This window comes from Ruegeria sp. ABV4_181 (assembly GCF_056158465.1).
The window spans coordinates 2,054,030-2,078,653 of record NZ_JBSWTI010000002.1 but is presented as its reverse complement, the minus strand read 5'-3'; the positions used below and the strand labels follow the sequence as shown (position 1 = coordinate 2,078,653).

The 24,624-nt window shown below is 59.9% G+C and carries 22 protein-coding genes; 9 read left to right on the top strand and 13 right to left on the bottom strand.

Annotation, left to right across the window (positions count from 1 at the left end; translation table 11 throughout):
• The first annotated feature begins 3 nt into the window (after positions 1 to 3).
• The 6 genes from ACXAC3_RS10265 to ACXAC3_RS10240 all read left to right on the top strand — a co-directional run bounded on the left by ACXAC3_RS10265 (position 4) and on the right by ACXAC3_RS10240 (position 6,213).
• Positions 4 to 1,020 carry a Gfo/Idh/MocA family protein gene (locus ACXAC3_RS10265; RefSeq protein ID WP_475159437.1) on the top strand — a complete coding sequence of 339 codons (1,017 nt, stop codon included), beginning with the start codon at positions 4 to 6 and terminating at the stop codon, positions 1,018 to 1,020.
• Complete coding sequence (locus tag ACXAC3_RS10260; RefSeq protein WP_475159434.1) at positions 1,017 to 2,015, top strand: Gfo/Idh/MocA family protein; 999 nt, start codon at positions 1,017 to 1,019, stop codon at positions 2,013 to 2,015. The genes ACXAC3_RS10265 and ACXAC3_RS10260 overlap by 4 nt, the downstream gene beginning before the upstream one ends.
• Positions 2,015 to 3,067, top strand: coding sequence for a Gfo/Idh/MocA family protein (locus ACXAC3_RS10255; RefSeq protein ID WP_475159432.1), 1,053 nt, complete (start codon positions 2,015 to 2,017; stop codon positions 3,065 to 3,067). The genes ACXAC3_RS10260 and ACXAC3_RS10255 overlap by 1 nt, the downstream gene beginning before the upstream one ends.
• Positions 3,064 to 4,245 carry a mannonate dehydratase gene (gene uxuA, locus ACXAC3_RS10250; protein WP_475159431.1) on the top strand — a complete coding sequence of 394 codons (1,182 nt, stop codon included), beginning with the start codon at positions 3,064 to 3,066 and terminating at the stop codon, positions 4,243 to 4,245. Before ACXAC3_RS10255 ends, uxuA begins: the two co-directional genes overlap by 4 nt.
• Positions 4,246 to 4,425: 180 nt before the next feature.
• A complete protein-coding gene (locus ACXAC3_RS10245; RefSeq protein ID WP_475163401.1) occupies positions 4,426 to 5,334 on the top strand; it encodes an NAD(P)-dependent oxidoreductase in 909 nt (302 codons plus the stop codon).
• 15 nt (positions 5,335 to 5,349) lie between these two features.
• Positions 5,350 to 6,213 (top strand): sugar phosphate isomerase/epimerase family protein, encoded by an 864-nt coding sequence (locus ACXAC3_RS10240; protein ID WP_475159429.1) that lies wholly within the window; start codon positions 5,350 to 5,352, stop codon positions 6,211 to 6,213.
• Here the strand turns inward: ACXAC3_RS10240 and ACXAC3_RS10235 are convergent.
• Positions 6,210 to 6,812: a TetR/AcrR family transcriptional regulator gene (locus ACXAC3_RS10235; RefSeq protein WP_475159427.1), complete on the bottom strand. Its 603-nt coding sequence runs from the start codon at positions 6,810 to 6,812 to the stop codon at positions 6,210 to 6,212. The two genes, ACXAC3_RS10240 and ACXAC3_RS10235, sit on opposite strands and share 4 nt — an antisense overlap.
• A 111-nt stretch (positions 6,813 to 6,923) precedes the next feature.
• Between ACXAC3_RS10235 and ACXAC3_RS10230 the strand changes: the two genes are divergently transcribed.
• The gene (locus ACXAC3_RS10230) at positions 6,924 to 7,625 is read left to right on the top strand and encodes a PspA/IM30 family protein (RefSeq protein ID WP_475159426.1); all 702 of its coding nucleotides are present in this window, start codon (positions 6,924 to 6,926) and stop codon (positions 7,623 to 7,625) included.
• Between the two features lie 44 nt (positions 7,626 to 7,669).
• Positions 7,670 to 7,960 (top strand): YiaA/YiaB family inner membrane protein, encoded by a 291-nt coding sequence (locus ACXAC3_RS10225; RefSeq protein ID WP_475159424.1) that lies wholly within the window; start codon positions 7,670 to 7,672, stop codon positions 7,958 to 7,960.
• Here ACXAC3_RS10225 and ACXAC3_RS10220 read toward each other — a convergent pair.
• Genes ACXAC3_RS10220 through ACXAC3_RS10200 form a run of 5 tightly spaced genes read right to left on the bottom strand, consistent with a single transcriptional unit; the run spans position 7,957 to position 13,007 of the window.
• Positions 7,957 to 8,931 carry a hypothetical protein gene (locus tag ACXAC3_RS10220; RefSeq protein ID WP_475159422.1) on the bottom strand — a complete coding sequence of 325 codons (975 nt, stop codon included), beginning with the start codon at positions 8,929 to 8,931 and terminating at the stop codon, positions 7,957 to 7,959. The two genes, ACXAC3_RS10225 and ACXAC3_RS10220, sit on opposite strands and share 4 nt — an antisense overlap.
• Positions 8,931 to 10,034: a GNAT family N-acetyltransferase gene (locus tag ACXAC3_RS10215; RefSeq protein WP_475159421.1), complete on the bottom strand. Its 1,104-nt coding sequence runs from the start codon at positions 10,032 to 10,034 to the stop codon at positions 8,931 to 8,933. The genes ACXAC3_RS10220 and ACXAC3_RS10215 overlap by 1 nt, the downstream gene beginning before the upstream one ends.
• Entirely contained in the window at positions 10,031 to 11,215 is a 1,185-nt protein-coding gene (locus ACXAC3_RS10210; RefSeq protein WP_475159418.1) for a hypothetical protein, read from the bottom strand. Before ACXAC3_RS10210 ends, ACXAC3_RS10215 begins: the two co-directional genes overlap by 4 nt.
• Positions 11,212 to 12,087 (bottom strand): HesA/MoeB/ThiF family protein, encoded by an 876-nt coding sequence (locus ACXAC3_RS10205; protein WP_475159417.1) that lies wholly within the window; start codon positions 12,085 to 12,087, stop codon positions 11,212 to 11,214. Before ACXAC3_RS10205 ends, ACXAC3_RS10210 begins: the two co-directional genes overlap by 4 nt.
• The gene (locus tag ACXAC3_RS10200; RefSeq protein WP_475159416.1) at positions 12,084 to 13,007 is read right to left on the bottom strand and encodes a hypothetical protein; all 924 of its coding nucleotides are present in this window, start codon (positions 13,005 to 13,007) and stop codon (positions 12,084 to 12,086) included. Before ACXAC3_RS10200 ends, ACXAC3_RS10205 begins: the two co-directional genes overlap by 4 nt.
• Positions 13,008 to 13,262: 255 nt before the next feature.
• Here ACXAC3_RS10200 and ACXAC3_RS10195 point away from each other — a divergent pair, with 255 nt between their 5' ends.
• Positions 13,263 to 13,727 carry a putative molybdenum carrier protein gene (locus ACXAC3_RS10195; RefSeq protein WP_475159414.1) on the top strand — a complete coding sequence of 155 codons (465 nt, stop codon included), beginning with the start codon at positions 13,263 to 13,265 and terminating at the stop codon, positions 13,725 to 13,727.
• A gap of 16 nt (positions 13,728 to 13,743) precedes the next feature.
• Here the strand turns inward: ACXAC3_RS10195 and ACXAC3_RS10190 are convergent, their stop codons facing one another.
• From ACXAC3_RS10190 to ACXAC3_RS10160, 7 genes are all read right to left on the bottom strand, one after another.
• Positions 13,744 to 16,866, bottom strand: a complete 3,123-nt coding sequence (locus ACXAC3_RS10190; RefSeq protein WP_475159412.1) for an efflux RND transporter permease subunit — start codon at positions 16,864 to 16,866, stop codon at positions 13,744 to 13,746.
• 8 nt (positions 16,867 to 16,874) lie between these two features.
• The gene (locus tag ACXAC3_RS10185) at positions 16,875 to 17,975 is read right to left on the bottom strand and encodes an efflux RND transporter periplasmic adaptor subunit (RefSeq protein WP_475159411.1); all 1,101 of its coding nucleotides are present in this window, start codon (positions 17,973 to 17,975) and stop codon (positions 16,875 to 16,877) included.
• A gap of 137 nt (positions 17,976 to 18,112) precedes the next feature.
• Positions 18,113 to 19,573, bottom strand: a complete 1,461-nt coding sequence (gene xylB / locus ACXAC3_RS10180; RefSeq protein ID WP_475159410.1) for a xylulokinase — start codon at positions 19,571 to 19,573, stop codon at positions 18,113 to 18,115.
• A 129-nt stretch (positions 19,574 to 19,702) separates the two neighbouring features.
• Entirely contained in the window at positions 19,703 to 20,857 is a 1,155-nt protein-coding gene (locus ACXAC3_RS10175; protein WP_475159408.1) for a Gfo/Idh/MocA family protein, read from the bottom strand.
• Positions 20,857 to 21,912 (bottom strand): sugar phosphate isomerase/epimerase family protein, encoded by a 1,056-nt coding sequence (locus ACXAC3_RS10170; protein WP_475159407.1) that lies wholly within the window; start codon positions 21,910 to 21,912, stop codon positions 20,857 to 20,859. Before ACXAC3_RS10170 ends, ACXAC3_RS10175 begins: the two co-directional genes overlap by 1 nt.
• Positions 21,913 to 21,939: 27 nt before the next feature.
• Entirely contained in the window at positions 21,940 to 22,968 is a 1,029-nt protein-coding gene (locus ACXAC3_RS10165) for a LacI family DNA-binding transcriptional regulator (protein ID WP_475159405.1), read from the bottom strand.
• Positions 22,969 to 22,999: 31 nt separating this feature from the next.
• Positions 23,000 to 24,622 carry a dihydroxyacetone kinase subunit DhaK gene (locus ACXAC3_RS10160; protein WP_475159404.1) on the bottom strand — a complete coding sequence of 541 codons (1,623 nt, stop codon included), beginning with the start codon at positions 24,620 to 24,622 and terminating at the stop codon, positions 23,000 to 23,002.
• Between the last annotated feature and the right edge of the window lie 2 nt (positions 24,623 to 24,624).

Below are 24,624 nucleotides of genomic sequence, written 5' to 3'. Positions count from 1 at the left end.
AGAATGAACATAGCTTTGATTGGTCTGGGCATGGTGGCCGGCACGCATGTCGCCGCAATTCAATCCTCGGATCAGGGGTTGAACCTGGCCGGAGTGCTGGGGCGCAACCCGGATCGCGCAGCGAAATTCGCAGCCGAACACGGAACCCGTGCGTTTCGGAGCGTCGAAGAAATTGCCCGGGATCCCGGCATCGGTTTCGTCATCATCGCAACCCCGCCCGATCAGCGCCTTCCGCTGGTCCGCACGCTGGCAAAGGCCGGCAAGCCCATCCTCATGGAAAAACCGATCGAACGGACGCTGGCAGCCGCCAAGGAAATCGTCGACTTGTGCGATAGTGCATCCGTCCCGCTGGGCATCGTGTTTCAACACAGGGCACGCGCCGCGTCTGTTGCCCTGCGAACCGCGCTGCAGGCGCAGGAATTGGGCGAGATCGCAATGGTCGATATCCGCGTACCCTGGTGGCGCGATCAGAGCTATTATGATGCGCCGGGTCGCGGCTCTTATTACCGCGACGGCGGCGGCGTGATGATCTCGCAGGCAATTCATACGTTGGATCTGGCGATGTGGCTGTTGGGTCCGATCTCTTCTGTCCAGGCACTGATGCGGCAAACTCCGCTGCATCAACTGGAAGCTGAAGACTGGGCCGGTGCGGTCTTTGAAATGGAATGCGGAGCGGTTGGTACGATGATGGCGACAACGGCGGAATATCCCGGTGCGGCAGAAACCATTACGATTCAGGGCACCAAAGCAAAGGCGCATTTGGGATCGGGAGTTTTGACGATGACATTTCTGGACGGCAGAACCACCAGCACTGGCGAGACATCGGCAACCGGTGGCGGCGCCGATCCGATGGCTTTTACCCATGATTGGCACCAATCCGTGATCGTGGACTTTGCCCGGGCCGTCACATCAGGTGCTGCGCCAATGGCAACCGGCCACAGCGCGTTGCTGACGCATGCCGTGATCGACAGTATGCAAACCGCCAGCCGAACCGGCCAAAAGACAAGGGTTTGCCTATGACCCTGACAAGCGTCGCCCTTGGGCTGGATCACCGCCATATCTATGGCATGACCGAGAATATGAAGAAGGCCGGGGTCAGGTGTCTCGGCTACTGGACACAAGGCAACCCCGGCACTCTGGCCGGATATGTGAAAAGATTTCCCGATATTCCGCGCTTTGATCATCTTGAGGATGCGCTGAACAGCGGCGCCGATCTGGCCCTGATTTCCGCAATCCCGTCGGACCGCGCGGCCCTGACCGTGCGAGCCATGCAACACGGCATGGACGTCATGAGCGACAAGCCCGGTTGCACCAGTTTCGATCAACTGGACCAGATCAGAAAAGCCGTATCCGACACCGGGCGCATCTGGTCGGTCAACTTCTCGGAACGGTTCGAAACACCTGTCAGCACCCTTGCTACGGAACTGGTATCAGCAGGGAAAATCGGAAAAGTGGTTCAGACAATCGGCCTTGGACCACATCGGCTGAACCGCGCGACCAGACCGGAATGGTTTTTTCAGCGTGATCGCTTTGGCGGCATTCTGACGGATATCGCATCACATCAGATTGATCAGTTCCTGCATTATACCAATTCGAAGACGGCCAAGATCACCAATGCCTTCACCGCCAACTACGCCAACGCGGCTAATCCCGGCTTGCAGGATTTCGGCGAAATCAACCTGCGCAGCGCGCACGCAACGGGGTATATTCGTGTCGATTGGTTCACCCCGGACGCCCTGCCGAACTGGGGGGACGGGCGGCTGACGATCCTTGGCACCGAAGGCTATATCGAATTGCGCAAATACGTTGATGTAGGCGGCACAGACGGAACCGATCACCTAATCCTGGTGAATGGCGATACCTGCGAAAAAAGGCAGGCATCAGATGCTGGCCTGCCCTATTTTTCTCGTTTCGCACAGGACATTCGGCACCGCACCGAAACCGCGATGATGCAGGCGCATTGCTTTACGGTTATGGAACTGGCCCTGCGCGCCCAGGAAATGGCAGAGAGCTGATGATCAACATCGCGATTCTGGGTGCTGGTATCGGGCGGCAACATCTGGAAGCCTTGAAACGGCTAGGCGACACTTTTCGGGTAACGGCCGTTGTCGATCAGGACCCCGCCCGCATCGAATACTTGCGGGGTGACGGCGAATTTGCCGCGCTGACACGCATCGAGCAGGCACTTGCAGACCCGGAAATCGACCTGATCGACATATGCCTGCCACCGCACCTGCATGTTCCGGTCACGCTTGACGCGCTTACGGCCGGAAAGCACGTCGTTTGCGAAAAACCTCTGGCAACGTCGATGGCGGACGTGGATCGCGTCACACAGGCTGCGAACCGGACAGGCCGGTGCGTCTTTCCGGTTTTTCAATACCGGTGGGGCCCGTCGCTTGCCCGGTTGCGCCATTTGCAGGCGGCCGGTCTGACCGGCAAAATCCAAACCGCATCGCTTGAGACGCACTGGTCCCGTGGTGCTGAGTATTACTCCGTCCCGTGGCGCGGCACATGGGCCGGAGAACGTGGGGGCGCTGTTCTGGGACACGCCATCCATAATCACGATCTGCTGACACATGTTGCGGGTCCGGTCGCCTCGGTCTCGGCCATGACCGCGACTCGCGTGAATCCGATCGAAACCGAAGATTGCGCCGCCCTCGCCTTTGCCATGGCGTCAGGTGCGCTGTGCACCAGCAACATCACACTGGGGGCGGCGACGGATGAAACGCGGTTGCGCTTTGTATTCGAACATCTGACCGCCACGTCAGGCACCGAACCTTATGCGCCGGGCGCGGTGCCCTGGTCTTTTGTGGCACGGGACCCTTCGCAGCAGACGGCGGTTGACGCCACTCTTGCCAATACGCCACCGGAACCCACGGGATTTGAAGGGTTCTTTACCGAAGTTGGCAAGGCGTTGACTGGCAAGCCCAATACCGCTGTCACGCTGGAAGAAGGTGCCGCATCCGTGGCCCTTGTTACAGCAATCTACCATGCCGCGCGCACCGGAGAACGGGTTGCCTTGCCGATTACTTCGGAACACCCCCTCTACGAAGGATGGTTGCCATGAAACAATGCTGGCGCTGGTTCGGCCCTGACGATCCGATCGCCCTGTCCGACCTTCACCAAGTGGGTGTCGAAGGCATTGTCACCGCCCTGCACCATATTCCGCCCGGCCAGCCCTGGGATGAGCAGAGCATCGCAGAGCGGCAGGCCCGGCTGGCCGCCGACGGTTACGATTGGGACGTGGTAGAAAGCCTGCCGGTTTCCGAGGCCATCAAGACCCAGTCCCCGGACATGCGGACCCATATCGCCGCCTATAAGCAAAGCCTGCACGCTCTGGCCAAATGTGGTATCGCGGTGGTTTGCTACAATTTCATGCCCATTCTGGACTGGACGCGCACGTCCCTTCGGGCACCGCAACCGCATGGCGGGACAGCGATGCTGTTTGACCTGACGGATTTTGCGGTGTTCGATCTGCATATCCTCAAGCGCGATGGCGCGGCTGATGACTATTCTGAAGAAACCCGTCATGACGCGTTGACCCGGTTCAACGCCATGTCGGACCGGGACAGGGCAGCGCTGCAACACAATATCACTGCCGGGCTACCGGGTGCCAACGACCAGTGGAGCGTCGACGACGTGCGCACCCTTCTGGACACCTATACCGGCATCACGCCCGGAAAATTGCGCGCCAACCTGATCGACTTACTGGCCGAAGTGGCACCGGTCGCGCAGGATCTTGGGCTGCGCCTGTGCTGTCATCCGGACGATCCACCGTTTTCGCTTTTGGGATTACCAAGGGTGATGTCGAGCGCTGACGACTATGGTGCCGTTTTGGATGCTGTCGATTTGGATGCCAACGGCGCGACCCTGTGCACCGGATCGCTTGGAGTCGCGGTCGATTTTGACGGACCCGGTTTTGTAAGGCGACACGGTGCAAGGATACATTTTGCCCATTTGCGGAATACGAAACGCATGGCGGGATCGTCCCCGCAAAAGCCCAGTTTTCTTGAGGCACCGCATCTTGACGGCGACACCGATATGGTCGGCACCGTTCGTGCGCTGATGCAAGAAGAAAACCGTCGCAAGGCCGCAGGGCGCGCGGACTGGCAAATCCCCATGCGGCCCGACCACGGTCAGGAGCTGCTGAGCGATCTCGGCGGACATAGCACGCCCGGCTACCCCCTGATCGGGCGGATGCGCGGGCTGGCCGAACTCCGCGGGATCATGGCGGCCTGCGTCTGACGCCATCACGTATTTTCTTGCTTAACAGGCGCGGCCGCCGTTTACTTATGTCACCTAACCGGGCAGCGGGGTGTCTTCCGGACCCGCCCGACGTCGCCCAGCGACGTGTGAAATCCCCGTGAAATCCGGTGCCTTGGCGCACCATTTTTCGAAACGTCGGCCTGCGTATAGCGTGGCTGCATAAAACGGGAGGTTTTCATGAAAACCGCAGGTGTAATTGGTCTTGGCGATATGGGCAGCGGGCTGGCCAGGAACCTTATGAAGAACGGCTTTGAAACTTCGGGGTTCGATCTGAGCGCCACCCGCATGACCGCCTTTGCCGATATGGGCGGTCTTGCCAAGGCTTCGGTCGGTGAGGTCGGTGCGCACGCGGACAGCGTTTTTGTCATGGTGATGAACGGCGATCAGGCACGCGAGGTTATTCTGGGGGAAAACGGGCTGGTGGCCAACATGACCCCGGGCGGAACCGTTATTCTGTCGGCAACGATCAAACCGCATGAGGCACAGTCCATCGGCGTGGATATGGAGGGCACCGGGATCAACCTGATCGACAGCCCGGTTTCCGGCGGGTTTCCGGGTGCGCAGGGCGGCACGCTGACAATGATGGCCGCCGGTCAGCCGGACGTTCTGGACAGCAACGCCGAGGTGATGCAGGCAGTATCCGCAACCATTCACCGGGTCGGGACAAACCCCGGCGACGGACAGACTGTGAAGGCCTGCCTGCAATCGCTGATCGGGTCAATCTTCTCGGCAACTTTCGAAGCCGCGGCCCTTGCGGCCAAGGCGGGCGTCAGCGGCAACGTTCTTCTGAACGTATTCTCCTCCTCAAGCGCCGGGTGCGGCGTGGTCAATACCGCGCTTGAGAACATCATCGACCGGCAATTCGTCGGCACCGGAAGCCACATCGCCACGATGCACAAGGATCTGACCATTTCATTGGAACTGGCCACCCAGCTAGGAGTTCCCATGCAGACCGCATCCTCGGCGATGCAGGTCTTTCATGCGGGAAAGACAAAATACCCCGACGGTGACAACTGGATCTGCACCCGCGTCATCGAAGAGATCATTGGCGCAGAATTGCACCGCTGACCGGGGGGCACGCATATGAAACTTGGTGTAATCTGCGACGGTATCAGCCGAAATCTGGCCCATGCGGTCGAAGTCATGGACGAGTTCGATCTGGAATATGCAGAGCTTCAGTTTGTCGGCGACACCGAAGTTGGCGACCACAGTAAACAGGAAATCGCCGAAATAGACGCCCTTCTGCGGGATCGGGGCAAGCCCGTCTCTTGCCTGTCGCGCCATGTATTTGCGGGTATGACGGCGGCCAACAGACCCGGCGACGTGCTGCACACCCAACATATGGATGCGCTGAAACGGGTGATCGACATGGCCCACATCGTCGGTTCTCCTCTTGTGCGGATCATGACCCAGAGAAAGGAGCAAATCCTTTGGGGCAGCAACGGTGCCGAAAAGTGGAATGTGGCACATGGTGTCTGGGACACGATGCCCCCCATGATCGCGCCGGCTGTCGAACTGGCAAGGGCCGAAGGTGTCGGTCTGGTTGTCGAAACCGGCAACGGAACGCTGGTCAATTCAAACTATACGGCCCGCAAGCTGATCGACGAACTGGATGCCAAGGACACGCTGAAGGTGCTTTGGGACCCGGGAAACAACTGCTGGTGCCACGAGCTTGCCTATCCGGACGGATATGAAGAGGTCCGGGACGGCTACCTTGGCCACATTCACATAAAGGACGTAAAGGTCGACACGCCCCGGGCCACTCTGGAAGTGCGCCGCATGGGCGAAGGTCAACTGGCGGACATTTTCCAACCCATTGCCGACGCTCTGAGGGCCGACACCTATGACGGCGTGATTTCGTTCGAAAGCGTCTATCACCCGGGCAATGGGAATTTTGAAGACGGCTTTCGCCTGTGCATCGACAGGTTCAAGACCCTGTTTGCCTAACCTGCCTGCGCGGCCTGATACCCGCGCAGGAATTGCAGGACAAAGTCGGACAATTCTGTTCGAACAGCGTCGGCGTCCAGCGCAACGAACCTGCCCTCAAGCGAAAGTTTGACGATCCCGTGGACCGCTGAAAACACTGTGCGCGCGCGCAATGCCAGGGTCGCCTGATCCAGGCCGGGGCTCAGCTGTGCCAGCGGATCAATGATTTCTGAGATGAGCTGCGCATGTTCTTCCAGATGCCATTGCGGCACCGGGACCCCTGGTGGCATCCTGTGATCGAACAGCGCTGCCCAGAGGTTTGGGTTCTCGGTTCCGAACTCAAAATAGGCCATGGCCAGTGCCAGCAGCTTTTCCTCGGGCGCATTCTGACCTGCTGCGGCGTTCTGCAATGCGTCGTGAAGGCGCGCCAGTGTCCGCGAGTTTACAGCCAGAATCAGAAGATCCAGATCTTCATAGGCATTGTAGAGACTGCCCAACGCGCATCCGGCATCTTTTGTTACATCCCGGGCGCGCAACGCTGCCAACCCATGCGCCTTCACCCTTTCCTCTGCCGCATTCAGAAGATTTTCTTTCAGGATTTCCCTTTTATTCTTAGCCACTTGAACTCCATCATCCTCGTTTTTTGAACATCGTTCATTTTTTACTTGAACGACGTTCAGAATCATCGCATAGTCACTTCATGAACAATGTTCATAAACGAGGAGCCCAAGATGTTCAAACAGTTTGCCACATTGTTACGCGGCCGGGCCTTTGAGGCGGCGACTGCCGTCACGGACCGTCACGCCCTGCCCATCCTGCGCCAGCAGATCCGGGATTGCGCCCATGCGGTTCAGATGTCGCGCAAGGCCGTCGCCGTCGCGATGGCGCAGAACGAGCAGGAGAAAAAGCAGCACGAACGCCTGACCAGGCAGATTGCCGATCTTGAGGCCCGGACGCTGGACGCCCTGCAAAAGAACCGCGAGGATCTGGCCCGGGACGCCGCCGAGACCATCGCCCATCTGGAAGCGGAACGCGAGGTTTCAACACAGGCTCAGGCCCGGTTCGACACTGAAATTGCACGGCTGCGTACGGTCCTGCGAGAGGCAGAAACCCGGTTGCGGCAATTGCAGCGCGGCCAGCGCCTGGCCACCGCCACGGACAAAACTCAACGCCTGCAACAGGTGGCGCCTGACAGCGGTCTGTCTACTCTGCGCGAGGCCGAAGACACCCTGCATCGCTTGCAGGAACGCCAAAACGAGATGGACGCCACCGCCCGCGCCATGACCGAGTTGGAGACGACCGGATCGGCAGAGAACATCCGCGATCGCCTGGCCGAAGCCGGATGCGGCAAGCCGGTGAAATCCAACGCGGACGAGGTTCTGGAACGGCTGAAGAAAAAGTCCCGGAAATCCGGAAAGTCGAAATCGGACTGACAACGAAACTGAATTAACCAATTGAAAACTGGAAGGAATACGAAATGAACACCGAAGAAACGCTGAACCTGCCCCAGTCCAATGCCTGGAATATGTTTACCATCGCATCCTTCATTGTCGCAGCAGCGATGATGGCCGGCGGCATCTACTTCCTCGAAGCGAGCTTTGCCGCCAAGGGCTTTTATTCCATGTCCGCCCTGATGCTGGTCCACACCACCGTTTCGATCACCAAGACCCTGCGCGACCGCGAAGAATCCCAGCGGCTGCACAACAGGATCGAAGATGCGAAGACCGAAAAACTGCTGAAAGAGGTGGGCGACAATATCGCCGCCTAAACGATCACATCATGCAATGACAGGCGTGCGCGGCTGGGGGTGGTTCCATTGGCAACCCCCAGTCGCAGCGCGTTGAACGACACCCTGCCCTTCGGCACCGCAAAGCGTTCGGAAACAGCCACGCGCGTTGCCGGATCATCCGCCAGCGCCGCCGCCGGCCATCCGGCCAGCCCCCGTGCGGTGGCCTGCAACCACGTTCGGTAGAAGGCGCGGCCCGCCTCGATATTCGAGGCCCCTTTCGGCCAATGAAACAGCGCTATTGCCCCGGCCTTGCGGGTGCGGCCGGCCTCACCGGATAGCCGCGGGCCAAGACCGACGGAAGACAGCAGGTCGTAGACCCCAGTGCCAAGAATTGACGGGATCAGCCGGGCGGTCATGGCATCCATCGCAAGGACATCCCGGTTCAAACCATCAAAGCGATAGCGTGGATCATCTGTGCGCAGACGCATCCACTGTAACAACTCGGCGCGAAACTGCCGCGACCGCATGACCCGCGCCGACGCTATGTCTATCTGCGACGCAAGCCAGTCGATCTGATCCCGGTCGGTTACCAAGGTCATGTGCTCCGCCTGCCAGCCATCAAAGCGCACCCTGTCCGTGGGCGCAAAGCCCGCACGGTGAGTCAGACGCTGACCAACCTGTGCAGCCAATGCAACATCGTCGGGGCGGTGACGCCCCTCCGGCACGATCCGGGCAATGGGGCGCATTTCACCTTGTTCCGGCGCATCCAGTAGGGTCACATCCGCCCCGCTTCCGCGCGCGGCCAACGCAAGAACAGTACCCTCGACGGCGGCCCCGCAAGAGACGTCAAGATCACGGTCATCCGGATCACCTACAGGCAGTCGCCGGGACAGATCCGCGGAAACTTCGATCCCTTCGTCGCGCATTGACCAACGTGCGGGCTGCGTGTTGTGGGCCGAGGGCGCGAGCATGGCGTCAGCCACGATGTTTTCGAATTCTGCGCGGTCCATCACAGCAATTCCTTGGTAAAGAGGTGAAGGCGGTGCAGGGGCAAAGCCCCCGCCTTTTCCGTCTGTCTCAGACTGGCCGTGTTCTCATCCGCGATCCAGGTGCCGCCAACCGTCCTGTACCCCGCCTTTACCATGTCTTTGGTCATTTCGCTGAGCATCAATGGGTTGACCGAGCGCCCCTGAAACTCCGGCATCACCCCCTGAAATATGACTACGGCCCGGTCCCGACGCGCCCGATAACGCAGGTATTTCCACGGCAACGACAGGCGCATCCGCGACCCGACCTGGCGCAGCAACGGGTTGAGATCGGGAATGGCAATTACTGCCCCGGCAGGTTTGCCACGATAATGGACCACCTTGGATATTCGCGGGTCCATGATCCATTTCAGGTCTTTGGCCTGAAACGCGAACTCTTCGGCTGTTACCGGAACGAACATCGGGTTGTCCTTGAAGCTGCGATTCAGGATGGCGCGCGCATCCTCCAGCCGTCGGGCAATTGTTGTGCGATTGACCGGCGCGAAGGAATACCCCTGCTCCAGTAATTGCGCCCGCTGTTCATCAGCCAGAACCTGCGGCGCTTCACCGTCGAGGCGCCGTTCGAACGTGGTCATCGGGAAATGCCGAGAATAACCGTTTGCTTCGAGCAGGCCCGGCAAATGCGGCGGCCCCCAGATCTGATCGGTAAAGGGGGCCTGATCGTATCCGCCCGTCATGATGCCGGTCTGCTGCATCGCGGTCAGATTGAAATTGCCGGTCAGTCGCGCCATGCCTTTCGCGCGGGCCCAGCCTTCGGCGGCCCGTAGCAACGCTGTTGCAGCGCCGGCATCGTCGACGCAATCGAAGAACCCGAAGCAGCCGCGCGCCTCATTATGCAGATCGTTGGACGCCCGATGCACGTGCGCCGTAATCCGGCCAACAGGCTTGCCCGCCCGGAACGCGGTGAAAAAAGTGAAATCCGCATCGTCCGAGAACAGCGGATTGCCAGTGGACAGAAACCGTTTCAAATCCGCTTTCATCGGTGAAACATAAGGGGTGTCGGACCCGTAGGCATGGAAGGGCGCGGCGAAGAAGCTTGGGAAATCCCGTTCATTAACCTCGATCATCCTTGTTCTCCGCCCGTAAGGAAACCCGCCATCCGCTGTACCGCCTGCAAGGCCGCGCCGCTGCTGTCCGCGGCGGCAATATCGGGATTGTTCAGCATGACAATGCGCAGGGGGACCTCGGACAGCATCACTGCATGCGTCGCATCGAAACGAGAGAACAGCCAGTTGATCTGTTCGTCGCCCGTTCCGCCCAACCGTTGCACGGGCATGGCTGCAAATTGCGTGCGAAGTTCACTCACATTCATATCGGCCAGGTCTGCTTCGGTGGCCAGGACCGCATTCGGGGCACCGGCGGCACGCCGCATCAGGGTCAGCGCAGCGTCGGGCCCCTGCCCCTTGGCAAGGGCAATCTCACGCAGGGTGACAAGCTGACGATCCTCGATCCGCAGGGCCGTGGCAGCTTGCCAGATCGCCAGCAGGATGAGCGTGGACAGTATCACCGCCATGACTTGCACCCCGGACCGAAGGTCAATCGGCGCAAGCCCCGCCAACACAAGGGTCAGCAGCCCAGTCATGACAAACACGACGACAAAACTCTGCAAGGTGTCGCGGGTGCGCAAGCCAGTTCGCGTCATGCCAATCGACAGCCAGCACAACACCAGAACCGCGACGCCGCCCAGCCTGACAGGCACGTCAAATTCCGGGACCCGCATGAAATCGGTGGCGAGAAAGGGCAGGATCAACAAAAAGGACAGGCTCATCCGGTTGACGGTTCTGTTTTCTGTCGGCGACAGGCTGTCCCGGTCCCGGCGCAGGACGAACCCGGCGACACCGCCCAGCCCCAGCAACTGAAACGCCAGCAAGCCGCCAATTCGCCAGGGCTCCAGACTGTTGATCTGCAAAAGCCCGATCAGCGCGAACACCAATGCCCCTCCGGCGCATATCTGTTTGAGGATCGGTGACGCGTGCCGTCGCAACAGCCCCTCGGCAAGCATAAGCGCCGCCAAAGGCAGCAAAGCCGCACTGATGTTTGTTACTGCTGAAAACAGCCAGCCCCAGCTGCCCCAGTGCCCGACGCGGGCAACCATCAACGCCACCAGAAGCCACAGACAAAACCGAAATCTTCGAGCGATCTCAGGCCGCTGCACAAGGTCGTTCAGGTGGATCAAGACGACGATGGCGCTCAGCGTAGCACAGACCGACACCCAGGCGTCAGCCAGAAATGTCGCCGTATCCGTCATGATGCCAGAAGCCTGTTCATTTGCAGCCGCACCAATGGGCGCATAAGGGCAGCGAGCAGACCGGGCATGGGCCGCTCGATCCGGCCGGAGTGAGGGTTCAGGAACCACCCGCGACAATCCGCGCCATGTGGACGACCCAACACGGCATTCAGGGCTTCGCCGCCCATCAGGGTCCCGGCCATGATCACCATGGGTGCAAACGACATACGGCTGCGCGTCCCGGCAATCACCTCGCCCGCCAGCGCAAGATCAACGTGATGCCGGGACGAAGAATGGGTCAAAACATATTCCGCCTCAGCCACCGCCGCCGCATCGCGCATCTCGGGCGTCAACGCGTCCCAATCGGTGTTTTGCGTGGGGTATCCAAGGCGCTGTTCCGGCATCGGGTCACGCGGCGTGGTGACATAGACAGACGGCAAAGGAGAGGCATAAGCGTCGATCACCGTGCGGCCTTTGGCCCGCGCAGTTCGATACAACAGCAGGCTGGCGCCCAGATCGTCGGTGCCATTGACCACCACATCGGCCTTTTCCACCAGCCGGTCCACCTGTCCGGGCCAATCGCCGCCCAACACTTCGATCTGGGCTTCTGGATTGATCTGCAAACATTGGTCCCGCGTGGCCTCGGCCTTGTCGTGCCCGACAGTGCCAAGCGTCGCGAAAAGCTGACGGTTGAGGTTCGAAACCTCAAAGCTGTCAAGATCGGCAAGGATCAATCGCCCAACCCCGGCGCGGATCAGGGTCATGATGGCACTGCCACCCATCCCGCCCGTCCCGCAAACGAAGACGCAGGCATTGCGGAGGGCGGCCTGCTCGGCCCTGGTTACAAATCCCAGATTGCGCGTCGTAAATTCGTCATAGGAAAAACTGCTCATTTACCCCGCTCCCTTGCCCGCAGAATGCCGAAGTCACGCCCGGTATCCGCCCATTGCCAGATCGGCATCGCCAGTCGCTGCACCACAGCCGCACCGACAGCCAGTGCAACAGCGGCAAACGAGCGCGGTGGAACCTCGCGCCCGACATAGGACAGCGCTGTCGGCATATCGATCTGCCCCAGTTGCAACAGATCGTCGCCCCGGTCGTAATCCAACTGATCCCGGCAAAAATCGTTGACGGCCTGATCCCTGTATTTGGGCGCTTCGGTGAATGTCTTTTTCAGATGATCGGACCCGCCGGTATAGGCGTTGGTGATGACAAAGCGTTGTTCGTCAAACCCAGCTTCCTGACCGACACCAAAGACATGCCGGTGCTGCCGCATAACGCCGCGCGCCAACAACAGGTGCAGCAAGCTGCGCCGGTTTCGCAAGTTGCCTTCAGGTGTCGGGTACACGCGTGCAAATCCCTGCCCGACAAGACCCACCACTGCCGGAACCTGTGTCACATTCGAAACCCACAGCGGCCGCATACCGTTGCGAAACAGCATGAGCACACAGGTCAGCCCGTACAGAACCCAGCTCAGACCCTGACTGCGCAGGTCCGGATCGACCATCACCAGCCCCAGATGCAACACATCCTCGGACCGGTGCCCCAGATCGACATTCATCAGGGCCAGGGCGTTGAATGCCACAGGCAAATGATCGTCGCGGCGCGAAACAAGGGTAATGACCGAGTGGCTCAACCGGTCACGGTCACCGGCGAACACGCCATAGGTCAGTTCACCGGCGGGCAGCGTTTTTGATGCCACCAGACGCAAATCTGCCACCAGCTTTTCCAACTCTTGCGCCTGCATCCACAATCCGGGCCGCTCGACGATACGAACGACATACCCGCCGGATGCATTAAGCCGGATATCCATGTGCCGCTGTCCTGCAGCGTTGATAAGGGCGGTTAACAATGGCCGGTCCTGTTTGTTATGCTCGTCGCCAGTTTCGGCTTTTTCTCTGACAATACTGTGGTTTAGGCAATGCCACTTTGGGGATGCGGCGCAGCTACCGCCATCAAGTACATAATAGCCGTTCAACGCAAGTCGCGAATTCCCCCACCCTGAGCCGCCCGGTTTGCGGATCGCCCGGGGCGGGGCTAAACTTTTCAGGGAGCGAGAGGCAGAGCCATGAAAATAGTCTCGGGCGGGCAAACCGGTGTGGATATGGCAGCGCTGGAATTTGCGCGTGAATGTGGGTTTTCCTTTGGGGGCTGGGTTCCGAAGGGGCGTACGAATGAAGCCGGGAAAATTCCGGAACACTTTACCGGGCTGACTGAAACGCAATCGACGAACGTGAACGAAAGGACCCGGCTCAACGTCGAATCCAGTGATGCCACGTTAGTCTTCGGTGACGGTTCGGACAGTCCCGGCACAAGCCAGACCGTTGCTTTTGCCCGCGAGGCAGGGAAACCCTATCTGGTCGTCGATCTCAGGAACGGCCCAGACATCTGCGCGAAACAGGTGTCGGATTGGCGGTCGTCGAACCCGGTCAAAGTGCTGAATGTGGCAGGCCCGCGTGAGTCCGAGGCTCCTGGTTTGGGCACCCATGTGCGCGCGGTGCTTGAGGAATGTCTGGCGCGGCGCGCCGACTGAACCTGTAAAAACGCCGTCAGGCCGATATGCGGCTGAGCCCCGCCAGCCACTCTCTCAGGCTTTGGAACGCGGCGTACAGCACCGGGATCATCAACAGGCCCAGGGTGCTGTCCAGGATCATTCCGCACAAAACCGGATAACCGATCGAAACGCGGGCAGCAGCCCCTGCCCCGCTTGACAGGACTAGTGGCATGACACCAACGATGAAACACAACCCGGTCATCGTCACCGGCCGGAACCGGATTTCCGCCGCCCGTAACGCGGCCTCGTGAATGCTGGCCCCGCTCTCGCGCTGTTGGTTGGCGAATTCCACAACCATGATTGCCTTTTTTGCGGCAAGACCGATCAACAGCACCATCCCCACCTGTGCAAAGATGTTGCTGGTCAGGAACGGCACCAGCGCCAAAGGGATAAGCGCGCCAAGCAAGGCAAACACTGCCGAAGCGACAATGGACAGCGGCAGGATCCAGCTTTCATAAAGCACGACAAGAAACAGATAGGACAGCACGACGGCCGACAAAACGATGTACAGAACCAGACCCTGCGCCTTTACTTCCTGCTGGCTGACGCCCGACCACTCGATCCGGAACCCGTCAGGCAGAGTTTGGTCGGCAATGGCCTGCATCGCCCTGATGCCGTCACCGGAACTGACCCCATCGGCCAGTTGCGCGCTGACCGAGGCTGCGGTGAACAGGTTGTACCGTGGAACCGTGTCTGGCGCGAGAACGGGTGTGTTGCTGACAAAGTTGCGCAGCGGCAGCGTGTCGCCCGCACTGTTCTTGACGTAGATGTTGTCCACATCGTCCAGCGTCTGCCTGAAATCCGCTTCGGCCGAAATGACCACCCAGTACACCCGTTCGTTCAGGATGAAATTGTCCACAAAATACGAGCTGAGACTGGCCTGCAGCGCCGTAAAGATATCCGCCACACTGACGCCCAGCGTTTCGGCCCGATCCCGGTCGACCGCCAATTGGTATTGCGGGCTTTGGGCCGAGAAATTCCCATGCGCCCGCGAAAATTCGGGCGCCGCGTTCAGGGCGGTGACAAAGCCGTTCATGACAGCGTCAAGCTGCGCCCCGTCACCATTGCCGAGGTCGAGCACTTCTACAGAAACGCCGCCGGCGGAGCCAAGCCCGTGAATGGTCGGGAAGGGAAAGACATAAGACACCGCCTCGGGCAGAGCGGACAATTGCCGGTCAAGATCGTGCATGATGGCGTACCACTGCAGATCCGGGCCTTGGCGTTGATCCCAGGGTTTCAGCGTGACAATCGCCATCCCCGCGTTCGAGCGTCCTCCGGCCAGCATACTGTGTCCCGATACGATCGTAACGCTGTCCACGCCCGGCGCTTTGCCGATCAGCGCCCCCGCCTTGTCCATGAACGCCTGTGTTCTCTGCAATGAGGCGCCATCCGGCAGCTCCATCGAAGCCAGCAAAACCCCGTTGTCTTCCAGCGGGATCAGACCGGTTGGAACCGTTCTGAAAAGTTCCACGGTCAATACCACAACACAGGCAAATGCCAGCAAAGACACAGCCATATAGCGCAGCATCAGCGACACAAGGCGCAGGTACTGACGACGCAGCCAGGCGATCAAAGACGGGACAAGCGCCAGCGGCCCGGCTGGCCTGCTGCCGGTCCTCAACATCATGGCGCACAGCACAGGTGCCAATGTCAGCGCGTTTACGGCCGACAGCACAAAGGCGAAGATGATTGTCAGGGCAAACTGGAAATAGATCGTACCTGTCACGCCCGGAAAGAAGCAGACCGGCACAAAAACAGCCGCCAGAACGAAAGTTGTCGCGATGATCGGCCGGTTCACCTGGGACATCGCCTTCAATGTCGCGTCGCGCGGGTTCGACCCTTCGTCCGCAAGGATGCGTTCCGCGTTTTCGATGATGATGATCGCGTCATCCACCACCAGCGTGATCGCCAGCACCAGCGCGAACAGTGTGATCATGTTGGCGCTGAACCCGATCGCATAGATCAGCGCGACCGCACCAAGCAGCGATACGGGTATGGCAATGGCGGGCACGATGGTTGCCCGCAGGCTGGCCAGAAACAGAAACGTGACAGCCACGACCAACCCCGCCGTCAGGGCCAGCGTCGTCAGGATATCGCGGATTGAAACTCGCACGGCGTCGGTGACGTCATAGGTAACCTCGTAGGACACACCCTGCGGAAATTTCTTCGACAATTCCTGCATCAGCGCCCGCAGGCTATCGGAAATCTCCAGCGCGTTGGCCGTGCTTTCCTGATACACCGCGACTGTCGCCGAATCCTGGCCGTTGAACTTAGTCGATCCTGAATAGGTGGCCGAGCCCAGTTCGATCCGTGCGACATCCGCAAGACGTGTGACCGACCCATCCGGGTCTGAGGCCACGATGATGCGCCCGAATTCCTCCGCGTCGCGCAGCAGCCCCTGGGCCCGCAGCTTGAACTGAAAGTCAGTCCGCGCCGTCCCGAACGGGGGTGCACCGACCTGCCCGGCGGCGGCGATGACATTCTGGTTCCTGATGGCGTCTGCAATTTCGGCGGCCGTGATGTTCAGCGCCGCCATGCGTACCGGATTGATCCAGACCCGCATGCTGTATTCCATCTGCCCGAACTGCGAGACCGTCCCGACACCCGGCAACCGCTGTAGCGGGTCATGCAGAAAGTCGGCCGCGTAATTGCTGAGGTACAGTTCATCCCGCGATCCGTCGGGCGAGATCAGGTTCAGCACGACGATCATGTTGCCCGAACGTTTGGTCACTTCGACGCCCTGCTGCAACACGACCGACGGCAATTCGGCACTGGCCAGAGCAATGCGGTTCTGCACCTCGACCGCGGCAACATCCGGGTCAGTGCCCAGTTCGAAAGACACGTTGAGCGAGTAGCTGCCGTCATTCGAGCTTTTGGACGACATGTACAGCATCCCAGGAATACCGTTCACGCGCTCTTCTATGGGCGTGGCGACGGATTCCAGAATGACCTGCGCATCAGCACCGGGGTATGTCGCGTCGACATAAATCTGCGGGGGTGTGATATGCGGGTATTCCGTGATCGGAATCAGCCGGACGCAGACCGCGCCGAACAGAACCGTCAGGATCGCAATAACGGCAGCGAAATGCGGTCTGTCGATGAAATAGCGCGCAATCAATCCGGCCCCTAACTCTGACTATCGACCGCGTTCACGACCGATCCGTCATGTATCTTCTGAAGGCCCTGAACCACCACCCGGTTACCTTCCGCCAAGCCCGAGGTCACCTGAGTGCGGGTCGCTGTCTGAGCGCCGATCTGAATGTTCCGCCGGTGGACAGTGCTTTGATCATCGACGGAAAAAACAAAATACCCTTGCTTGTCGAATTGAACCGCGTTGCGCGGCACGGTCAGAACCTTGGTTTCCTCAGAGCCGGTTAGGTCGACCGTCACAAATTGTCCCGGGATCAAGACGCCATCCGGATTGGCAAAACTGGCCCGCAGCTCAACCGTGTCGGTGTCCTGACTGACGCTGTCGCCGACGAAAATGACCTGCCCCGATGATGAATAGGCCTCTCCGTCCGCCAACGTGATCTGCGTGGTCAGCTTGATGCCGTCCGCAGAAATGCGCCCGTTTCGACGCTCTTGCAGCAATACCGGTTCGCTGATGAAAAAGCTGACCAAAATCGGATCGACACTGGTCACAGTGGCCAGAACGCCGCTGTCGGAATTCACCAGATTTCCGGCATCAACCGCCGACAAACCGATACGACCATCAATCGGGCTTGCGATCTGAGTATAGTCCAGATCAATCCGTGCGATTTTCAGGGCCGCCCGCGCCTCGTCCACCGCGGCCTGACCTGCCGCGTAATCTGCGATTGCCGTGTCCAGTACCGCCTGCGGAATGTCGCCTTTGTCAAAAAGCGCCTGTTGCCGGTCCAACGCGGCCTTGTCGCTTTGCGCACTGGCCTGCGCGCTTTTCAGGGCGGCCTGCGCGCTTTCCACACTTGCGCCGTATTTGGTTTTTTCGATCAGGAACAGAACATCACCTTTGGCGACCCGGCCCCCTTCGGTGAAGTTGACCTCCTCCAATATCCCTTCGACGCGCGCCTGCAGATCGACGCTTTGTTCGGCCACGACGCGGCCCACAAACTGATCCCGTTTGCGAAGATCATCCATCGTTGCGCTGGCGACCGTCACACTTGGTCGCGGCGTTTCGGACTGGGCCGTGGCCGGTCCCGCCAGAACCACGGCAACTGCGAGAAAAACAAACGGAAAAGTGGATTTCATTTCACACTCGATAGTTTGTTGGGGCCTGAATACTCCTTTCACACCTTAGCCGCGAAACAGCTTTTCAGAAACCCTCGGCGATTGAGGTCCAAGTGCGGTATGTGCCCGATTAGCAGGGCGACCCGAGGCCGGGCCGCCTATGAACGCGCTGCCAGAGGTGACAGCGCAGCGTAATATTCTCGAAACCGCTGGTATTCCTGTTCGTAGGCGTCCGACAGATCGTCACGCGGTTCGATCACCCGGGCTATGTCCGGCGGTGTCATGACATCGCCTGGGTCCGCGCCGGTCGCCGCGCAAGCCGCCAGCCGCGCTGCGCCGATGGCCGCGCCAAAATCGCTGCCCTCCGGCAGAGCAAGCGGAACCTTCAACACGGTCGCAAGCGTTTCCAGCCAAAACCGCGACCGGGTGCCGCCGCCCACCGCAAGCAGGCTTCCGGCCTGAGTCCCAGTGCTGTTCAAAGCCTCAAGGCAATCGCGCAAAGCAAAGGCGACACCTTCCATGACGGCTCTGGTCAGGTCAGCGGGCTGGGACGAAACATCAAGGCCCAGAAATGCACCGCGAATGTTGCTGTCATTGTGGGGTGTTCTTTCGCCTGAAAGGTAGGGCAGAAAGCTGGTCCTTGAAGGGCCGGTCAGGTTGTCGGGCAAAGCATCCGCCAAGGCCCCGACCGGCTGGCCGAGATTGCGCGAAAGCCAGTTCAGACTGTTTGCGGCCGAAAGGATCACTCCCATTTGTATCCACCGCTCTGGCACGGCATGGCAAAAGCAATGGACCGCAGTTTCGGGGGCCGGCGCGTAGGAATTTTTTGCCACCAACAACACTCCGGACGTCCCAAGGGACAAAAAGCCGGTTCCTTCGTTGATGCTGCCGATCCCGCAGGCCGCAGCCGCGTTGTCGCCCGCGCCGCCCGCAACCACGACCGGGCCCGTCAGCCCCCATTCCCGCAACAGGTCCGCCCTGACCTGCCCCCCGGGCGCGCTGCCTTCGACCAGACGGGGCATCTGATCCATTGTCATGTGGCCATGCTCCAGCGCTACCTCTGACCAATCGCGCTTCCCGACATCCATCCATGACGTGCCCGCGCTGTCGGACATGTCGCTGACATAGTCACCTGTCAGCCAGAAACGCAGATAGTCTTTTGGCAGCAGGACCCTGGCCGTTTGTTCAAACACGCCCGGTTCGTGCGCGCGCACCCATTCCAGTTTGGGCGCGGTGAACCCCGGAAAGACGATGTTCCCCGTGATCTCCCGCATCCCGGGTGTTTGGTCCAGTGCGGCCGCCTGATCGGCAGAACGGGTATCATTCCACAGAATACATGGCCGCAGCACTTCTCCGCGCGCGTCCAGCAATGTCGCGCCATGCATATGGCCGCTCAGCCCAATGCCCTGTAGGGACGCAAATGCCTGCGCGTTCGCGTCGCGAAGCTGCGCAACAACACGCTGACACGCCACAACCCAGTCGCCCGGCGATTGTTCTGACCAGCCGGATTTCGGCGTCGAGGTTTCAATGCCGGCTTCGGCCTCGCAAACGATCTGCCATTCGTCGTTAACCAGAATGCCCCGCAGACCCGATGTTCCCAAATCCAGACCTAAAAACACCCGAATTCCCTCCTACCCGCATTGTCAGGACCGCAGCCTTTGTTCAGCGGCTTTTGCGCCGGACCGCTGGCGCGTGCGCCCCTGTCGCCTGTTCCACGACGGGTCGTTTCATTCCAATAGCCCAACGCCTTAACCCAGATTGACCCATGCGGAGTTTCGCGCCGAGCTTTGCACGCAAGCCGCAACGAATTTCACGCCATTCAGGCCATCGTGAACCGTCGGATAGACCACGGATGGGTCGCGGGTTTGCCCATTTCTGAACGCCTGAATGGCATCCGCGGCCTCGCTGTAGATATTCGCGAACCCTTCCAGGTACCCTTCGGGATGTCCCGGCGGCACGCGGCTCAGGCGGTTGGCTTGTTCACCCGCCCCGGCCCCATTGCGTGTCAAAAGGCGCTTTGGTTCACCGTAGGGCGTGTTCCAAAGATAGTTTGGATCCTCCTGTGCCCATTCCAGCCCGCCCTTTTCCCCGTATACACGCAGACGAAGCGCGTTTTCATTACCCGGAGCAACCTGCGACGACCACAGCATCCCGCGCGCGCCACCTTTGAACCGCAGCATGACATGGGCGTTGTCATCGACCTGGCGCCCCGGCACAAAGGCCTGCAGATCAGCGGCCAGGCTTTCACCCTCCAGCCCGGTCACAAAACAGGCAAGGTTATAGGCGTGCGTTCCGATATCCCCGGTCGACCCCCCCGCGCCCGAGCGTTCGGGGTCTGTCCGCCACTCTGCCTGCTTGAAGTCCTGCTGTTCGGTCAGCCAATCCTGCGGATACTCAACCTGAACGACGCGTATCTTTCCGATATCGCCGTTGGCGATCATGTCCCGCGCCTGCCGGACCATCGGGTAACCGGTGTAGTTATGGGTCAGAATGAACAGCGCATCTGCGCTTTCCGCCGCCTTGACCAGCTTTTTCGCATCGCTCAGCGTCGATGTCAGCGGCTTGTCGCAGATGACGTGGATACCGCGTTTCAGAAACTCGCGCGCAGCGGCATAGTGAACGTGATTGGGCGTGACGATCGAAACCGCCTCGATCCCGGATTTCAGGCGCGCTTCGCGTATCGCCATGTGTTTGAAGTCGTCATAGATTCTGGCAAGTCCCAGCGCCTCGCCGCTTTGGCGGGATTTTTCAGGCGTTGACGACAAGGCCCCGGCCACCAGTTCGAACTTGTCGTCCAATCTGGCCGCGATCCGGTGCACACCGCCGATAAACGCGTCATTTCCACCGCCGACCATGCCAAGGCGAATGCGCCCTGTCGTGTCTTCATTGCGTCCGGTCACCATCAGTCTATCCCCAGCATTTTACGGTTGGCGGCTTCGTCCGTTCCGCTGTCTGCGAAATCGTCGAAAGCCTTTTCTGTCACGCGAATGATGTGGTCCGATACGAATTGAGCCCCTTCCCGCGCGCCGTCTTCGGGGTGTTTCAAACAACATTCCCACTCCACCACAGCCCAGCCATCGAACCCATTGGCCGCCATTTTCGAAAAGACGGCCCGGAAATCCACCTGCCCGTCCCCCAGGGACCGGAACCGCCCAGCCCGGTCGACCCAGCCCTGATACCCGGAATACACGCCCTGTCGGCCGGTCGGGTTGAACTCGGCATCCTTGACGTGGAACATCCTGATCCGATCCTTGTAGATGTCGATATTGTCCAGATAATCAAGGCATTGAAGGACATAGTGCGACGGGTCGTACAACATGCAGGCCCGCGCGTGGTTGCCGGTGCGTTCAAGGAACATCTCATAGGTGACGCCATCGTGCAGATCTTCGCCCGGATGAATTTCATAGCAGACGTCAACACCGCAGTCTTCGGCATGATTGAGGATCGGCACCCAGCGCCGCGCCAGTTCGTCAAAGGCCGTCTCGATCAGCCCGGCGGGTCGCTGCGGCCACGGATAGACATAGGGCCAGGCCAAGGCCCCCGAAAACGTCGCATGCGCAGAAATTCCCAGATTACGGGAAGCCGACAGAGCTTTTTTGACCTGATCGACGGCCCATTCCTGCCGGGCTTTGGGATTGCCTCTGACGCTTTCGGCCGCGAACCCGTCAAACGCCGTGTCATAAGCGGGATGAACGGCAACCAACTGTCCCTGCAAATGCGTTGACAGTTCGGTGACCTCAACACCGTTTTCGGCGGCTTTTCCTTTAAAGTCCTCACAATATCCTGTGCTGGAGGCGGCGGTTTCCAGGTCGAACAACCGGCCATCCCAACTGGGAACCTGCACCCCTTTGTATCCGCAATCCGCGGCCCACCGGGTAATGGCGTCCCATGAGTTGAACGGGGCTTCGTCACCGGCGAATTGCGCCAGAAACAGAGCCGGGCCCTTGATGGTCTTCATAGTATTTCCTCCCCAACACGTTGGCCTTTATGGCGGCAGATTTTCCTTTAGATAAATATCGATACGAATGCGTTCCTGCGCCCTGTTGAACGGAACCTTGTCAGAGGTCGCCCGCAGCAGGCGCACGGCAGACCGGACAATGTGCCCCGAATCCTGCGAGATCAAAGCGTCAAAGGTCCCCCGGCTAAGTGCGTCGCGGCTTAAGGGGGTCAATTCGTGCGCGATGATCACCAGATCCTTACCGAATTTGCTTTCCGACAAGAACTGCACCAAACCCGCGTTTCCCGCAGCGGACGAATATATGCCGACCAGATCGGGGTAGGTTTCGAAAATCTCGGGCATCATTTTGTAGATCAGATCGGGATCGTCGCGCCCTTCCACCGAAGCTACGACTTCGAGATGCGGGAATTCCTCGGAAACAACCAGATCAAAGCCCTGCCGGCGTTCGAGATGGTCGCGCGCCAGACGAGAGCCGGTCAGAACCAGAACTTTTCCTGGCCGATGAACCAACCTGCCCATCAACTGGGCGGCGGTGCGCCCGGCCGAGACATTGTCGATACCGACGAAATGGTCCCGGTCCGAGCTTGGAAGGTCGGACACCATTGCCACCACCGGAATCCCCTTATCCCTGACCCGTTTTATGGCGTCCCGGACGGACGGGGTTTCGGGGCCGAAAACTGCCACGCCGTCAACATCACGCGGATCGACCGAGTCCAGAATTTCAACGATGTCCTGGGATTCAAACGGGGCGCCCCTTCTGATTGTCATGCGGGTGCGTTCGATCAACTGATCCCGAGACTGTTCCACGATCTGGCGGCTCAGGGCTTCGACAAATTCATTGTCGGTGTCGGGCAGGACGAACAGAAAACGATACAGCCGGTTTCGGGCAAGATTGGCCGCCGCCGTGTCGCGCACATAGCCCAGTTCGTCGATTGCCTTCTGTACTTTTTGCACAGTTACGGCCCTTACGCCGGGGCGCTTGTTAAGCACCCGGTCGACGGTCGCCAGACTGACGCCCGCCACCCGTGCGATGTCATTCACCGTTGGTTTTTTCACCAATTCTAGCTTTTGTTCTTCCACGGTTTCCTCAGCCCTCAATCTCCCGCGCCAGCCCTTCAAACAACAAGGCCACCGCTTCGGCGCCCGGGTCGTTGTGGCCAATCAGGTTTTCTTCGGGAACATAGGCCGCACGCCCTGCTTTCGCACGGTGAATTTTCGCTGTGTTGTCAGCACCTTCGCGTGCGGCTCTGGCAGCCTCGGACATGCCGGACGGCAACGCCTCCAACGCCGGTGCCAAAGCGTCAATCATGGTTCTGTCGCCAACTTTGGCGCCGCCCACCTGACTGACCCGGTTAAGACCTTCCACCAAGGACTTTGGTATCGAGGCACCGCTTGCGCAGGCATCTCCGGCAGCGTTGAAAAATATCGCCAGGATCACACCGGAAGAACCGCCCATGGTCTGGCTCAGCTCATTGCCCAGTGCCGGGAACAGCTGTGTCAGGTCCGCAAGGGGCATGCGATCCAGACTGCCCTGCAACGCCCGGGCTGCGGTCGCCAGCGTGCTGCCCGTATCTCCGTCGCCGGACTTGGCATCCAGTTCGTTCAGGGCTCTCTCCGCGCCGATCAGCAATTCCGACAATCGGATGATCGTTGCCCGCGTCGCCGGGTTGTTCGACGGGATCGGATCAATCGGTGTCAGACCGTCCGGCAAGGGGGCAACCTTCACAGGTTCGATAGCACTGACCCCCGGCCATGCGGAAAGATCCACCGCCGTTTCAAGAGCGGACAGATGGGCGGTACTGACCGGCAGGATCGACACGGAAAACCCATGCATGTCCAATGATGTCATCATCGGAGCAGGCCCAATTATGTGACGCGCGATCCCGGTCTCGGACAAAGCATGCGTCAGAACGGCCATTTCCAGGGGTGTCGTGGACCCAAGGTTGTTGACCAAAGCCACGCAATCGCCCGCCTTGGTCCGTTGCCTGAGCTTTTCGACCACGGTGGTCATAGCTGTCACGGCGGTTGCAAAGTCCACCTGTTCGACGCCGGGTTCACCGTGAATGCCCAAACCAAGCTCGGCCTTACCCGGCGCGATGCGGTCTTCTTTCGGAGATCCCGGAACCGTGCAGGTGTCCAGGCTCATACCGATGCTGACAACTTTGGCGATGACCTCTTTTGCAGCTTCGGTCACAGCGTCCAGATCCGCCCCGCTTTCGGCCAGTGCGCCTGCAATCTTGTGCACGAATAACGTGCCCGCCACACCGCGCGGCTGCGGCAGGTCCGGCAGGGCGATATCGTCATCGACCACCACCATCTCAACCCTTCGTCCCAGCGCGCGCGCGCGTTCTGCTGCAAGACCGAAATTCAGCCGGTCGCCGGTATAGTTCTTCACGATCAGCAGGCACCCGGCCTCTCCCGTTACCGCCAGAATGCCCGCAAGGACGGCTTCGACAGATGGCGAGGCAAAAACCTCGCCACAGACTGCGGCGGTCAACATGCCGGCTCCGACGAACCCGGCATGCGCAGGTTCGTGCCCCGATCCCCCGCCCGAGACCAGTGCAACCTTCGACTTGTCCCAGTCGGTCCGGTAAACGACCTTGATGTGCGGGTACCCGTCCAGCCGCGAAAGCGCGCCGCCCGAGGCCGCCAGAAGACCGTCTATCGCGTCGGTTACCAAAGTTTCTTTGGTGTTGAGGAACTGGGCCATGC